The organism is Methylobacterium sp. Leaf93 (assembly GCF_001422345.1).
GTDB classification, from domain to species: Bacteria; Pseudomonadota; Alphaproteobacteria; order Rhizobiales; family Beijerinckiaceae; genus Methylobacterium; species Methylobacterium bullatum.
Window position 1 is genome coordinate 248,278 of sequence record NZ_LMMS01000026.1, and the last position, 13,217, is coordinate 261,494.

The window sequence follows — 13,217 nt, forward strand, 5'->3', positions numbered from 1 at the left end:
GACCCGTGCGGAACGCCGTTCCGTGCCGCCACCCCATCCAGGATCGTGACCATGACTGCTTTCTCGACCATCGACATGGGTGAGGTGACCCGTCTCACCCGCGCGGGCCAGTTGAGCGAGGCGATGGCCCTGCTCCAGGGAAGGCCCGTTCCATCGACACCGACCGGCCCCCACACTGCTGCCGGGACCATCGACATGGTGGCGCCCACGATGTCCGGCGGGGCCTGGACCGCGCCCGGCACCGATCGCACTGCCGCCGATGGGGCGGCCAGCACGGCGAAAACCGTCTTCGCACGGCCGGGCCTCGCGGAGACGATCCAGACCCTGCGCGAGCGTTTCCCCAAGATGGCCGCGATGCCCGACCTCGGACAGGGCATTGGATCGGCGCGGGGCGTCACCGTCACCGTACCGGAAGGGGCGCGGTTCGAGGAGCGGAGCTTTGGCAACGAGGCGGGCAGCCGAACCTATAAGGTCTATGTGCCCAGCGGTTACCGGGGCCAGGCCCTTCCCGTCATCGTCATGCTGCATGGCTGCACCCAGAACCCGGACGATTTCGCCGCCGGAACCCGCATGAACGACCTCGCCGAGGAGCAGACGTTCCTCGTGGCCTATCCCGGCCAGCCGCAATCGGCCAACATGCAGAAGTGCTGGAACTGGTTCAACGCGGGTGATCAACAGCGGGGTCGCGGCGAACCTTCCCTGATCGCCGGCATCGCCCTCGAGGTGGTGAAGGAGTTCTCCGCCGATCCGAGCCGGGTCTATGCGGCGGGCCTGTCGGCCGGCGGGGCGGCGGCGGCGATCATGGCGGCGACCTATCCGGATGTCTTCGCGGCGGTCGGCGTCCATTCCGGGCTGCCGTGCGGGGCGGCCAGTGACATGCCCTCCGCCTTCGCCGCCATGAATGGGGGCGGTACTTCCAAGGCGCCGCAAAACGGTCCGGGCGTGCCGACCATCGTCTTCCACGGGGATGCCGACAAGACGGTGAAGCCGGTCAACGGCGAACAGGTCATCGCCCTCGCGATGCCGGACGTCTCGCTCGCGCGCACGGCGACCCAAGGGACGACCGAGGGTGGGATGGGCTTCACCCGTACGGTCCGGACGGATGCGTCCGGGCACGCCATGCTCGAGCATTGGGCGCTTCACGGCGCCGGACATGCCTGGTCAGGCGGAAGCAGCGACGGAACCTACACTGACCCGCGCGGCCCCGATGCCAGCCAGGAGATGGTGCGGTTCTTCATGACGCATGCGAACCGTTCGTCGTGATCGAGGCAGCCGCTTCGCATGGCGCGATGGGTTCGGCCGCCCGGCGCTAACCGGCCTTGAGCCAGGCGCGCAGACCGAAGGAGACGAGCCCGAGGGCAAGGATGCTCGTCGCCCAGATCGCCGCGAACCAGAGCAGACGCCGCCACAACGGCGACGGGTTTCGGGGAAGCGCGGCGGGCTCCATCAATGGTACCCCGCCTCGTCGACCTTTCCGCGAAAGACCCAGTACGAGTAGGCGGTATAGGCCAGGATGACGGGGATCAGCACCGACGCACCGGCCAGGAGGAAGACCTGGCTCGAATGCGGCGAGGCGGCTTCCCAGATGGTGATGCGGCCGGGCACGATATCCGGGAAGATGCTGATTCCGAGCCCGGCAAAGGAGAGCAGGAATAGGCCGAGGGCCAGGAGGAACGGCGCGGTCTCGGCCCCCTTCCGCAGCAGGTGGAAGAACAGGAACGAGGCGACTGCGACCAGGATCGGCACCTGCGCGGTGAGCAGCACGTTCGGCATCGAGAACCAGCGCTCCCAATATTGTCCTTTCAGGAACGGCGTCGCCGCGCTCACCGCCGCCACGGCGGTGATCGTCGCCGCACCGAGCCACAGGGACAGGGTGCGGGCGCGAGCCTGCAGCGACCCTTCCGTGCGCATGACGAGCCAGGTCGCCCCCAGGAGCGCGTAGCCGCAGACCAGGCCGATTCCGACGAGCAAGCTGAAGGGAGACAGCCAGTCCCACCAGCCGCCGGCATAGGCGCGGCCTTGGACCTCGATGCCCTGCAGCAGCGCACCGAGGGCGACGCCCTGCGCGAAAGTGGCCACCACCGATCCGCCGGTGAAGGAGATGTCCCACAGGGCCCGGTGGCCGGGATCGCGCCACCGGAACTCGAAGGCGACGCCCCGGAAGATCAGGCCCAGCAGCATGGCAATGATCGGCGCATAGAGGGCCGGCATGATCACCGCGTAGGCGAGCGGAAAGGCGGCGAACAGGCCTCCCCCGCCCAGGACCAGCCAGGTCTCGTTGCCGTCCCAGACGGGGGCCACGGAGTTCATGGCGGTGTCCCGCTCCTGCCCCGGCCGGAACGCCGGGAACAGGATTCCGAGACCCAGATCGAACCCGTCCATCACGATATAGGCGAAGACCGCGAAGGCGATGATGAAGGCCCAGACGACGGTCAGGTCGATGCTCGCGAGCATGGCGGCGTCCTCACTCGGCCGGATGGAGGGAGCGGCCGGGATCGACCGAGGGGGCGGGCGTGATGCCCGCCGTGCGGATCGGAACGCCGGGCTCGATCCCGTGCTCGCCGAGATGCGGGGATTTCGCCATCAGGCGCAGGATGTAGAGGATGCCCATGCCGAACACCGCGAAATAGATCAGCACGAAGGCCACGAGGGAGGAGCCGACGGCCGGCGCAGACAGAGGAGACGCCGATTCTGCCGTGCGCAGCAGGCCGTAGACCGTGAAGGGCTGCCGCCCCACCTCTGTGGTGATCCAGCCCGCCACCACGGCGACGAAGCCGGCTGGCCCCATGGCGATGGCGAAGCGGTGCAGAAGCGTCCATTCGTAGAGCGCCTTCCTGTAGCGCGCATACAGGCTGGAGACGCCGAGCAGCAGCATCAGCATGCCGAGGCCGATCATCACGCGGAAGGACCAGAACACGACCGGAACCGGCGGCCAGTTCTTGCGGTCCACCGTATCGAGCCCCTTCAGCGGCTCGTTCCAACCGTGTTTGAGGATCAGCGAGGACAGTTTCGGGATGGAGATCTGGTAATCGACCCGGCCTTCCGCCTGGTTCGGCAGGCCGAACAAGATCAGCGGCGCCCCGTCCGGATGGCTCTCGAAATGCCCCTCCATCGCCATGACCTTGGCGGGCTGATGCTCGAGGGTGTTCAGCCCATGGGCGTCGCCGGCCAGGATCTGCAGCGGCGCGACGATGGCGGCCATCCACATGGCCATCGAGAACATCGTCCGCGCCCCGAGATTGTAGCGGTCGCGCAGCAGGTGCCAAGCACCCACAGCCCCGACCACGAGGGATGTGGTGAGGTAGGCGGCCAGCACCATGTGGACGAGACGGTATGGGAAGGAGGGGTTGAAGACGATCGCCCACCAATCCTCCGGGATGAACTGGCCGGCGGCATTGATGCCGTAGCCCTGCGGCGTCTGCATCCAGGAATTCACCGACAGGATCCAGAAAGCCGAGAAGAAGGTGCCGATCGCCACCATGAGGGTGGCGAAGAAATGCAGCTTCGGCCCGACCCTGGACATGCCGAACAGCATCACGCCGAGGAAGCCGGCTTCGAGGAAGAAGGCCGAGAGCACCTCGTAGGCCATCAGCGGGCCGAGCACCGGTCCGGTCTTGTCGGAGAAGACCGACCAGTTCGTGCCGAACTGGTAGGACATGACCAGCCCGGACACGACGCCCATGGCAAAGGCGATGGCGAAAATCTTGATCCAGTATTTGAACAGATCGAGGAAGACCTGACGGCCCGTCGCCAGCCAGAGCCCTTCCAGCACGGCGAGAAAGCTGGCGAGCCCGATGGAAAACGCCGGGAACACGATGTGGAATGCCACCGTGAAACCGAACTGGATTCCCGCCAGCAGGAGGGCGTCAACGTCCGACAGCATGTCGATCAACCTGAATGGTCGTTGGGAACGGGCAGGAAAACGACTCGGCAGCTCAGTCTCGGCGACGAACCCTGCCCCATTGCGTCGCTGCGCTCAACGCCCGGCTTCCGGCCCGGCCTTCGGCACGGTTCGGACCGCGAAGCGGCCTTCCTCGGCCTTGTTGATGTACTGGCTCGCGATGAAGAGCCCCTTGAGCGGGCGGATGATCGGCACGCAGGCCAGGAGAAGCAGTGGGAGCGTGACCACCGCATGGATCCAGAGCGGCGGATCGTAGGACAGTTCCAGCCAGATCCCGAAGGCGGTGACGGGAAACGCCATCGACATCATGATGAAAAACGCGGGGCCGTCCGCCGGATCGGCGAAACCGTAATCGAGGCCGCAGGCCTCGCATGCCGGCTTCAAGGTGATGAAGCCATCGAACAACCGCCCCTCGCCGCAGCGCGGGCATCGGCAGCGCAGGCCGACCGACAACAGGGATCGATCCGTCGTTCCGTCCATGGTCGAGGGTCCTCGCTTTTGGCTCACGTCCCGCACTCGAGCGCCAGTGGCTCAGGTTTGCGGGCTCAAGATTGTATGGTATAGAAATCCATACATTGCCTCGCGTCGTTGGCCGCGTTTGTCCTTTCGAGCGAGGCAAACACGTTTGTCTCTGTTCGATGTATGCATACAACTTTGTGTGATGTAGGGTCAATGATGGATTCATGGAGCCCTACAATCCTGGACGAGGCCGGGCCGAAATATCTGGCCATCGTCCGGGTCCTGGCGGACGACATTCGCACCGGGCGGCTCGCCCCCGGTATGCGGCTGCCGCCGCAGCGCAGCTTGGCCAAGCATCTCGACGTCGATCTCACCACCGTCACGCGGGCGTTCAACGAAGCGCGGAGGGCCGGGCTGATCGATGCCTCGGCCGGACGAGGCAGCTTCGTTCGCGCTGCCGCATCGCCGCTGGCGAAGGTCCGGACGCCGGACCCATCGGCGAGCGTCGATTTCAGCATGAACATGCCGCCCCAGCCGGAGGAGGCGCGGCTCGCCGAGCGCATGGAGGCGGGGCTGGCGCAGCTTTCCGCCTCGCCGGGCTTCCTCGACCGCATGCAGTATCAGGACAGCGCCGGCAATCTGGCGGATCGCGCGGCTGCGGCGACTTGGCTCGCTCGCCGGCTGGGTCCCGTGCCGGTCCAGCGGGTCATCGTGGCCGGCGGGGCGCAGGCCGCCCTCTCGGCCATTCTCGCCGTGCTGCTCAGGCCCGGCGACGCGCTCTGCGTTCCCGCCCTGACCTATCCGGGCTTGCGTATGGCGGCCGAGCGGCGCGGAGCCCGGCTGATTCCCGTCGCGACCGATGGCGACGGCATCGACCCCGATTCCTTCCTCGAGCGCTGCCGGGCCGAGAGGCCGCGCGCCCTCTACCTAGTGCCGACCCTCGACAACCCGACGACGGCGACGCTCCCGCTGGCCCGTCGCGAGCGGATCGCCGAGATCGCCCGGTCCCATGGGGTCGCGATCATCGAGGACGACGCCTACGGCGCCCTGCCGCCGGACGCTCCGGCCCCGTTCGCGGCTTTGGCCGGCGACATCACCTGGCATGTGGCGACCTTGTCCAAATGCGTCACCCCGGGCCTGCGCATCGCCTATCTCGCCGTGCCGGGCACGAACGAAGCGGTCCGTGTCGCGGCCGAGCTGCGTGCCATCAGCATGATGGCTTCTCCGCTGGCCGCCGCCCTCGCCTCTCACTGGATCACCCACGGAGATCTCGACGCGATCGTCGGGTCCATCAGGCGCGAGAATGGCCGCCGGCAGATCGTGGCGCGGGAGGCGCTCGTCGGCCTCGAAGTCCGCGCTCATCCCTGCGGGCACCATCTCTGGCTCCCGCTGCCGGCGCCGTGGCGGCGGGGCGAGTTAGCTGCGCATGCGCGCCAGCTCGGAGTGTCGGTGATCCAGAGCGATGCCTTCGCCGTCGGTCCGGCGCCCGACGCGATCCGCGTCTCCCTCGGCGCCGCCCCCGACAGCGAAGCCCTGCGATACGGCCTCGGCCTTCTGGCGACCCTGCTGGCACACCCGCCCGGTGCCATTTCGAGCGTCGTGTGATGGGAAAAGCGGGATCCGGCCGCCTCGATCCCCAGTGAGCGTGTCTGGTCACCCTGCATCCGGGATGAATACAGCAAAGCTTGGCATTCAGCCTCGGTAGGGTCTCCCTCGACATCGGGCGATACGATTTCACCCTCAGTTTAGAATTCCTTTAGCCTGCGTTCAGCTTTCTTTTGCCAAAAGCTCCCGTTGGCATTGCCCAATGAGCCCGGCGCGCACGGCGTGCCGACTGCCGAGGGGGGATGGATGGACGTTCGCAAACCGGGAATGGCGCAATCACCGCAAGCGGCCGAGGCTGACGGTCAGACGTTGGAGCGCCCCGCCAAGGGAGGGATACCGGAGGCGGTGCGCGTGCATCTGGGGGCCGAACTGAGGGCGTTCTACGCTGGCATCGTCGCGGAAGATCAGCCGCCGGCTTTGTTGGATCTGATTGCCCGGCTCACGCATGCCTCCGCCGGGCGCGGCGAGGCCGCGTATGCCGCCTTCAGCGCCGATCTGCTCACGGCTCTGCCGGGACTGAGGGCGTTCGCCCTGTCGCTCGCCATCAACCCGGCAATGGCGGACGATCTCGTGCAGGAGACGCTCTTGAGAGCCTGGCAAAACCGGCATCGGTTCGAGCCTGGCAGCAATCTGATGGCTTGGCTCTGCACCATCCTGCGAAACCACTTCTACACGGAGTGTCGCAAGCGGAAACGGGAGGTCGAGGACGCGGATGGCGCCATTGCGGCGCAGGTGGCCGCGCCGGCATCCCAGGAGGCGAGCAGTGACCTCAAGCGGGTCTGGCAGCATCTCGGCAAGCTGCCGCCATCTCAGCGGGAGGCCCTGATCCTCGTTGCGGCGCAGGGGATGACCTACGAGGCCGCCGCGGAACTCATCGGCTGTCAGGTCGGTACGATGAAAAGCCGTGTGAGCCGCGCACGCTCGTCCCTCGTCGGGTACCTCGGGATGGAGGTGCGCCCGAAGGCGCCTCTGGGCCAGATCGCCGCCGACAGTCTCGAACCCGCCGCCATGCAGGTCGGCCTCGGCGCCTGACGTCGATAGGGCTGGACGTCGAATCGATGAGCCGCCGTCGACCGGCACTTCATTCTGAACATCATCGCTGATGTCGGCGGATACCTCTTGGCAAGGTCATACTCAAACCGGCGGATCAGCATGTCCCCCCATGCCCGCCGCCGGGTTTCCCTCGGGACGAACCTGATGGCCCCTGCCCCCTCCCGTCATGCGAATGATTGCGCCGGCCCACCAACGACCCCTACCATCTCCAGGCCAGCCGCGCGGTCATGCGGTCTCGGCCCGGATGAGGTCCCCTCATGTTTGTGGACGAAGGTTGGAAGCCGCCGAGAGAGCCATCGTGGGAGCCGCCGGCCCGCAAGCCTCCGCTCACCAAGGCGCAGGAGCGGGCGGTGGTCTGGATCATCGGCTTTAACGTGTTGCTCCTCTTTGTAGCACCCGTGGGCGGAGCAACCGTGATCCATGCTATCGCCGCGCTGTTGGTGAGGGGTTAAGCAATGGATAGAAAGACACAGATTTTAATCCTTGCGGTCTTGGCCGCACTTGCGGTTGTTATATTTGACCGGCTGCGGAACTGTGATCCAGCCTCGTGCTCCTACCGAAAGGGGCCGTCAGTGGCGTTGCCACGTTGATCGTGCCCGCTCGCCCGGCAGTAGCGACACGTTGTTGTCCGCAAGGGTGTATTGCAGCGTACAGATCGGCGACCGTTCTTAAGGCCGTTTGTAAGGGTCAGCATCGGCATACCGATCCTTCCCCGGTTTTGCCGACACCTTTGATACGCTCCTTGCGGGCGGGGAAGGTGATTGATGGCCAAGACCGGACGCGAGTTCACACGCGAGGCGGTGGCCCTGCTGGAGAGCAGCGGCCGGCCGCAACCGCATCGTCCTCGGTGAGGAGCCGCGCTAGTTCGTCTGCCTCGATCTCCGCATCCTTGGGCGTGACCCACTGCCCAACTTGGAGGGTAGGCCTCTCACCGCGCTTGAGCCGCTCCGCAGCCGCGAAGTGCGCCATACAGTCCCTTGGGACGGGCGAGCCTACTTGCTTCGCGATGGCCAGGGGGGCGTCCTGAGGCTCAACTTCCATTTCGCCTTGCCCGTCCAGGGGGCGGCATGAAGGGCCTGAGGTCCGCCGGGATGACGCGGCGGAAATAGTACGTGCCCAGCCTGTCGCGGAGGAGGTATGACATCAGGGCAATGAGCGTTTGCACCACCGGATTGTATGACCGGCGTCTGCTAGGGCACTGATTTGCGCGCTATTTCAGCCTAAGCAATGGCTTAGATCTTAATGGCGCGCCCTGCGGGAGTCGAACCCGCCTTTTCAGCGTGAAAGGCTGACGTCCTAACCGATAGACGAAGGGCGCTTGCTCGAGAGCGAGGGTTCTATAGGCGGCTTCTCCCGGCAGGGCAACCGGTGTTTCGCGGTGTTTCACGCTTGACGAACGGCATGGCGGTCGCTTTGTCGCTGCTCAGCATCGGCGCGGCGTTTCGATCGTGCCGTCAGATAGTGGATCACACCATGAATACGCGACGCGACGGGCCGGGCGGACCCCGCACCGGCCGCCCCGGTGGCCAACGCGACCGGTTTCGTCATGGTCCGCCCTCCTCCGGGCCGCGCGGGTCAAGCGGCGATCACGTCGTGCTCTACGGCTGGCACCCGGTGTCGCAGGCGCTGGCGAACGAGGGGCGCGGCCTGCATCGGCTGCTCGCCACCGAGAACGCCCTGGCGCGCCTGACCGAGGAACTCGGCCAACTCCGGATCGACGCCGAACTGGTGCGCCCCAACGCGATCAACGCCCTGCTCGGGGCGGATGCCGTGCATCAGGGCCTCTATCTCGAAGCCGATCCCCTCCCCGGCCCGGATCTCGACGACCTGCCGGACGATGCCCTGCTGCTGGCGCTCGACCAGATCACCGACCCGCACAATGTCGGTGCCATCGTCCGCACCGCCGCGGCTTTCGGCGTCGCTGGGATCATCACCACCGCGCGGCATTCGCCAACGGCCACGGGCGTGCTCGCCAAATCCGCATCGGGCGGGCTCGAACACGTTCCCCTCGTGATCGTACGCAACCTGTCCGATGCGCTCATCGATCTGGGCAAGCGTGGTTTTACCCGTATCGGTCTTGATTCGGAGGGGGAGGCCACCCTCGATTCCGTCGGGCCGAAGCGGCCTGCGGTGATCGTGCTCGGTGCCGAAGGTAAGGGCCTGCGCCAGCGCACGCGGGACAATTGCGACGTCCTCGCCCGCATTCCGTTCAGCGGCGAGATCCGCAGTATCAACGTCTCGAACGCCGCCGCGATCACCCTCTATGCCCTGAGCGTGCGCGGTGATTGAGACCGAGCGACGCTGATCCCGACCAATGGTCCTCCTCGGCGCGATCGGCGGACGCCCGCCGCTGCGCGGGCAGACGGTGATGAGGTTCACTCACCACCGTCTGGTCTGAGGCCGCGATTCAGCGCCAGAACGGTTTCACGTCGAGCAGTTCCTCGTGTGCCTTCTCCGCCGCCTTGAGCAGATCGTTGGTGCGGGCTTCGCCGTCGGCAGCGGTGAGGCCGGCGGCGAACAGCGCCCGCCCGTCGATGCCGGAGGTCTCCCCGGTTTCGGCGCTCGCCAAGCTCGCTAGCACGGAATGGGCGGTGGCGAGGTCGTTGAGCGCGCCAAGATGGTCCTGCAGGTCCGAGAGGGCCGAGACGAACGCCTTGTGGTGCTTCTGCGCCTTCTTCTCCGCATAGAGCGAGGCGAAGAACTCCGCGCCGTAGCGCAGCTTCTTGGCTTCAATTCGGACCTCGTGGCGGGCCTCCGCATCGAGGCGCCGGAGATGGCGGCCACGCTTGCGGATGCGCCGGCGGGCCTTGTCGAGCATCGCCTCGGCATGGTCGCGGGCGGTGACCGCCTCCCGCTCCGCATCGCCGCGCCACGGCCCGGTCTCGATCCAGGCGGACAGATCGAGGATCAGGCTGCGCCAGGATTGCGATTCCAGGATCGTGAAGACGGTCCCGTAGGCGCGATCCCGCTCGGCTTCGAGGCGGATTCGCAGATCGTCGAGCCCCGCCTCCTCCGGCCGGCGCGCCATCTCGTCGGCCAGGGTCTCGCTGAGGAAGACATCGAGGTTGCGGGCGTGCCCGAACGGCTCGGTGACGCGCTTGATCTCCTCGCGCAGGGTCGTTGCGGCGGGATCGCTCACGAGAATCGGCTTGAACAGGGTGAAGGCCGAGCGCAGCCGCCGCAGAGCGACGCGGATCTGGTGCAGCCCTTCCGGGTCGCGCGTCTTGAGGAAGACATCCTCGTTAAGCCGCAGATGGGTCAGGCAGGCGACGGCGATGGTGCGGAAGGCCGTGGCCGCCGAAGCGTCCCGGTCGAGCTTGACCGCTCCGGCCTTGCTCGGGCGCCGCAGGGTCTCGCCGAGGATCCTGAAACCGCGCTCGCTCTTCGACAGGACGCCGAGACGCAGCGGCACGGTCTCCGCGAGGCTCTGCGCCAGGGAGAACAGGTCCGCCGGATCGCCCTCGATCAGTTCGAGTTCGAGTTCCCAGATGGGCGCGTCGCCGACCGGCGTCTCCACCCGCCCCTGGTCGAGGGTCGCCGAAATGCGCGAGTGTCCGTGGGCGACGGCCCGGGTGGTACGCTCGATGATGGTGGTGACGACGGCGGCGAGGTCGGGCGAGGATGCGCTGGCGAGTACCTCCGGCACCGGCGTCTCCTCGATGAGCGACAGGTCCGGTGTCGGGCCGTCCACGGCCCATTCCCATTCCGAGCGGTCGAACAGGCCGGCCGCGGAGGATGCGGCCTTCACCGTCTGGACGTGGCGCTCCCCATGCCGGCGAACCCGCAGGGTCATCCCCTTGCGGTGAAGCGCCCGGTCGGCCGTGTCGTAATAGGTGGCGGACAGGAACTCGGCCTCCGTCGGCTGCTCGACGGCAAGCAGCGGGTGGCGCGCCAACTCCGCCAGTTCCGCAGCGCCACAATCCAGCTTGAGCTCGACTTCCCTCGGGGTACCCATCGATCGTCCTGTTCTGTGATCCGGTATGACGGGCGCCAACGCCCGAGGACCGGGTGTGGATCATCCATGGGCTTCGACGGGCGCGCAAGCGGGCCATGTCGTTGCCCGGATGGACAAACCCGAGAATTCCCGTAGCTGAGACAGGATGGCCCGGCCGGCCGGGCCCCGATCCGGAGAATCGGATCTTAGGCGAGAGATCACACGGGATCGTAAGGGTTCGATGACGGTGGACCGGGTGAGGGCCGATCGGCTCCTGGTCGAGGGCGGCCATTTCGAGAGTCGGGCGAGGGCCCAGGCGGCGATCGAGGCGGGCCTCGTCACCGCCGACGACCGCCCCGTGACCCGCGCCTCCGACCGGCTCGACCCTCGGGCGCGGATCGTGGCGAGCGCCCCCCATCCCTTCGTCTCACGCGGCGGGCTGAAGCTGCAGGCTGCGCTGGACGCGTTCGGCTTCGATCCGGCCGGGCTCGTCTGCCTCGATGTCGGCGCGTCCACCGGCGGTTTTACCGATGTCCTGCTGAAAGCCGGTGCCGGGCACGTCTATGCGGTCGATGTCGGACGCGACCAGCTGCATGCCTCCCTGCGCGGCGATCCCCGTGTGACCAGCCTTGAGGGCCGGGACGTGCGTGGGCTCGACACCGCGGCGATCCCCCGCGCACCGTCCCTGGTGGCGATCGATGTCAGCTTCATCGCCCTTCGCCTTGTCCTGCCCGCAATCGTACCGCTCATGGCCCCCGGTGCGGCCCTGGCGGCCTTGATCAAGCCTCAGTTCGAGGCGGGGCGCGACCGGGTCGGGCGCGGCGGCATCGTGCGCGACGAGGCCGTCCATCAGGCGGTCTGCGAGGAAGTGACGAACCTCGTCGCCGATCTCGGCCTGTCGGTCCTCGGCCTCATCCCCTCCCCTGTCGCCGGTGGCGACGGCAATCGCGAGTTCCTCATCGGGGCACGCTCGACGGTGCGCCCATGACGGACACGACCATGACCGAACAACAGACCCTTCGCACCGTCGAGATCGCGCGCCTCGGGCAGCGCGGCGACGGCATGGCGACGGACGGCACCATCGTCCCCTATACCCTGCCCGGCGAGCGCGTCTCGATCCGCAAGGACGGCCCGCGCGTGTCCCTCGTCGCGGTGGAAACGCCCTCCCCGGATCGGATCGACCCGTTCTGCGGCTATTTCGGAACCTGCGGAGGCTGCGCGGTCCAGCATCTCGCGCCCGAGCCCTACGCCGCCTGGAAGCGGGGCAACCTCGCGCAGGGACTGGCCCAGGCCGGAATCGACGTGCCCTGCGAGCCCGCGCGCGATGCCCATGGGTCGGGCCGCCGCCGGCTGACGCTCCACGTGCGCGAGATCGAAGGCAAGGGCGTCGCCGGGTTGATGGAGGCGCGCAGCCACGCCCTCGTAGCCATCGACCATTGCCCGATCACCGTCGAGCAACTCCACCGGGCGCCGGCCGTCGCGCGGGCGCTGAGCGCTCCCCTCGGCCATGGCCGCAAGCCCCTCGACGTCGCCTTCACCGCCACCGAAGCCGGTCTCGACGTGGACCTGCGCGGGCACGGCCCAGTGAGCGAAGGATTGCGCGCCACGCTGGTGCGGCTTGCGGGCGAACTCGACCTCGCGCGCCTGTCCCTGCACGGCGACATCGTGGTGGAGCGCCGCGCCCCCGCGATCACCACCGGCGAGACCCGTCTCGTGCCGCCGCCGGGGGGCTTCCTGCAGGCGACGGAAGCGGGCGAGGCGATGCTCGCCGAACTCGTGGTCTCCGCCCTCGACAAACGCGTGAAGCGCGTGGTCGACCTGTTCTCCGGGGCCGGCCCGTTCACCCTCGCCATGGCCCGCACGCGGGATGTCCATGCGGTGGAGGGCGAGGCGGCGGCGATCGCCAGCCTCGACCGGGCGTTTCGTGCCACGCGCGGCCTGCGCCGGATCACGAGCGAGACCCGCGACCTCTTCCGCCGGCCGCTCCTGCCCATCGAGCTCGAGACCTTCGACGCCGTGGTGTTCGATCCGCCGCGCGCCGGAGCCCAGGCCCAGGCCAAGCGCATCGCGGAATCGAAAGTGCCCCTGGTCATCGGCGTCGCCTGCGACATCGGCTCGTTCGCCCGCGATGCGGCGACCCTGATCGAGGGCGGCTATCGCCTCGAACGGGTCGTTCCCGTCGACCAGTTCAAGTATTCGAGCCATCTCGAAATGGTGGGCGTGTTCCGGAAGGACGTGGCCAAGCGCAGGCCCTCGTTGAGGTAG

General features: G+C 67.5%; 11 protein-coding genes and 1 tRNA gene. 6 read left to right on the forward strand and 6 right to left on the reverse strand.

Translation table 11 applies throughout. From position 1 onward, the window contains the following. Positions 1-51: 51 nt before the first annotated feature. Positions 52-1,263 carry a PHB depolymerase family esterase gene (locus ASF26_RS14900; protein ID WP_056255449.1) on the forward strand — a complete coding sequence of 404 codons (1,212 nt, stop codon included), beginning with the start codon at positions 52-54 and terminating at the stop codon, positions 1,261-1,263. 46 nt (positions 1,264-1,309) lie between these two features. On the opposite strand, the gene ASF26_RS22140 is transcribed toward ASF26_RS14900, so the two are convergent. The 4 genes from ASF26_RS22140 to ASF26_RS14915 all read right to left on the reverse strand — a co-directional run bounded on the left by ASF26_RS22140 (position 1,310) and on the right by ASF26_RS14915 (position 4,381). Then, entirely contained in the window at positions 1,310-1,447 is a 138-nt protein-coding gene (locus ASF26_RS22140) for a DUF2474 domain-containing protein (protein WP_082477647.1), read from the reverse strand. After that, positions 1,447-2,454, reverse strand: coding sequence for a cytochrome d ubiquinol oxidase subunit II (gene cydB, locus ASF26_RS14905; RefSeq protein WP_056255451.1), 1,008 nt, complete (start codon positions 2,452-2,454; stop codon positions 1,447-1,449). The genes ASF26_RS22140 and cydB overlap by 1 nt, the downstream gene beginning before the upstream one ends. 10 nt (positions 2,455-2,464) lie before the next feature. Then, positions 2,465-3,883: a cytochrome ubiquinol oxidase subunit I gene (locus ASF26_RS14910; RefSeq protein WP_056255817.1), complete on the reverse strand. Its 1,419-nt coding sequence runs from the start codon at positions 3,881-3,883 to the stop codon at positions 2,465-2,467. 93 nt (positions 3,884-3,976) lie between these two features. After that, the gene (locus ASF26_RS14915) at positions 3,977-4,381 is read right to left on the reverse strand and encodes a DUF983 domain-containing protein (protein WP_056255454.1); all 405 of its coding nucleotides are present in this window, start codon (positions 4,379-4,381) and stop codon (positions 3,977-3,979) included. A 192-nt stretch (positions 4,382-4,573) separates the two neighbouring features. Between ASF26_RS14915 and ASF26_RS14920 the strand changes: the two genes are divergently transcribed. Together ASF26_RS14920 and ASF26_RS14925 are read left to right on the forward strand one after the other, a co-directional pair. Next, on the forward strand, positions 4,574-5,965 hold the full coding sequence (locus ASF26_RS14920) for a PLP-dependent aminotransferase family protein (RefSeq protein ID WP_056255457.1): 1,392 nt from the start codon (positions 4,574-4,576) through the stop codon (positions 5,963-5,965). A gap of 267 nt (positions 5,966-6,232) precedes the next feature. After that, positions 6,233-6,997: a sigma-70 family RNA polymerase sigma factor gene (locus tag ASF26_RS14925; protein ID WP_244475958.1), complete on the forward strand. Its 765-nt coding sequence runs from the start codon at positions 6,233-6,235 to the stop codon at positions 6,995-6,997. Positions 6,998-8,261: 1,264 nt separating this feature from the next. Here the strand turns inward: ASF26_RS14925 and ASF26_RS14940 are convergent. Next, positions 8,262-8,336, reverse strand: a tRNA-Glu gene (locus tag ASF26_RS14940). A 155-nt stretch (positions 8,337-8,491) separates the two neighbouring features. On the opposite strand from ASF26_RS14940, the gene rlmB reads away from it, so the two are divergent. Next, positions 8,492-9,307 carry a 23S rRNA (guanosine(2251)-2'-O)-methyltransferase RlmB gene (gene rlmB, locus ASF26_RS14945; protein ID WP_026175694.1) on the forward strand — a complete coding sequence of 272 codons (816 nt, stop codon included), beginning with the start codon at positions 8,492-8,494 and terminating at the stop codon, positions 9,305-9,307. A 118-nt stretch (positions 9,308-9,425) separates the two neighbouring features. Here rlmB and ASF26_RS14950 read toward each other — a convergent pair whose 3' ends face one another. Next, complete coding sequence (locus ASF26_RS14950; RefSeq protein WP_056255467.1) at positions 9,426-10,973, reverse strand: CYTH and CHAD domain-containing protein; 1,548 nt, start codon at positions 10,971-10,973, stop codon at positions 9,426-9,428. A gap of 220 nt (positions 10,974-11,193) precedes the next feature. Between ASF26_RS14950 and ASF26_RS14955 the strand changes: the two genes are divergently transcribed. Together ASF26_RS14955 and ASF26_RS14960 are read left to right on the forward strand one after the other, a co-directional pair. Next, positions 11,194-11,940, forward strand: coding sequence for a TlyA family RNA methyltransferase (locus tag ASF26_RS14955; RefSeq protein ID WP_056255469.1), 747 nt, complete (start codon positions 11,194-11,196; stop codon positions 11,938-11,940). Between the two features lie 11 nt (positions 11,941-11,951). Continuing rightward, positions 11,952-13,217 carry a methyltransferase gene (locus ASF26_RS14960; protein ID WP_056255818.1) on the forward strand — a complete coding sequence of 422 codons (1,266 nt, stop codon included), beginning with the start codon at positions 11,952-11,954 and terminating at the stop codon, positions 13,215-13,217.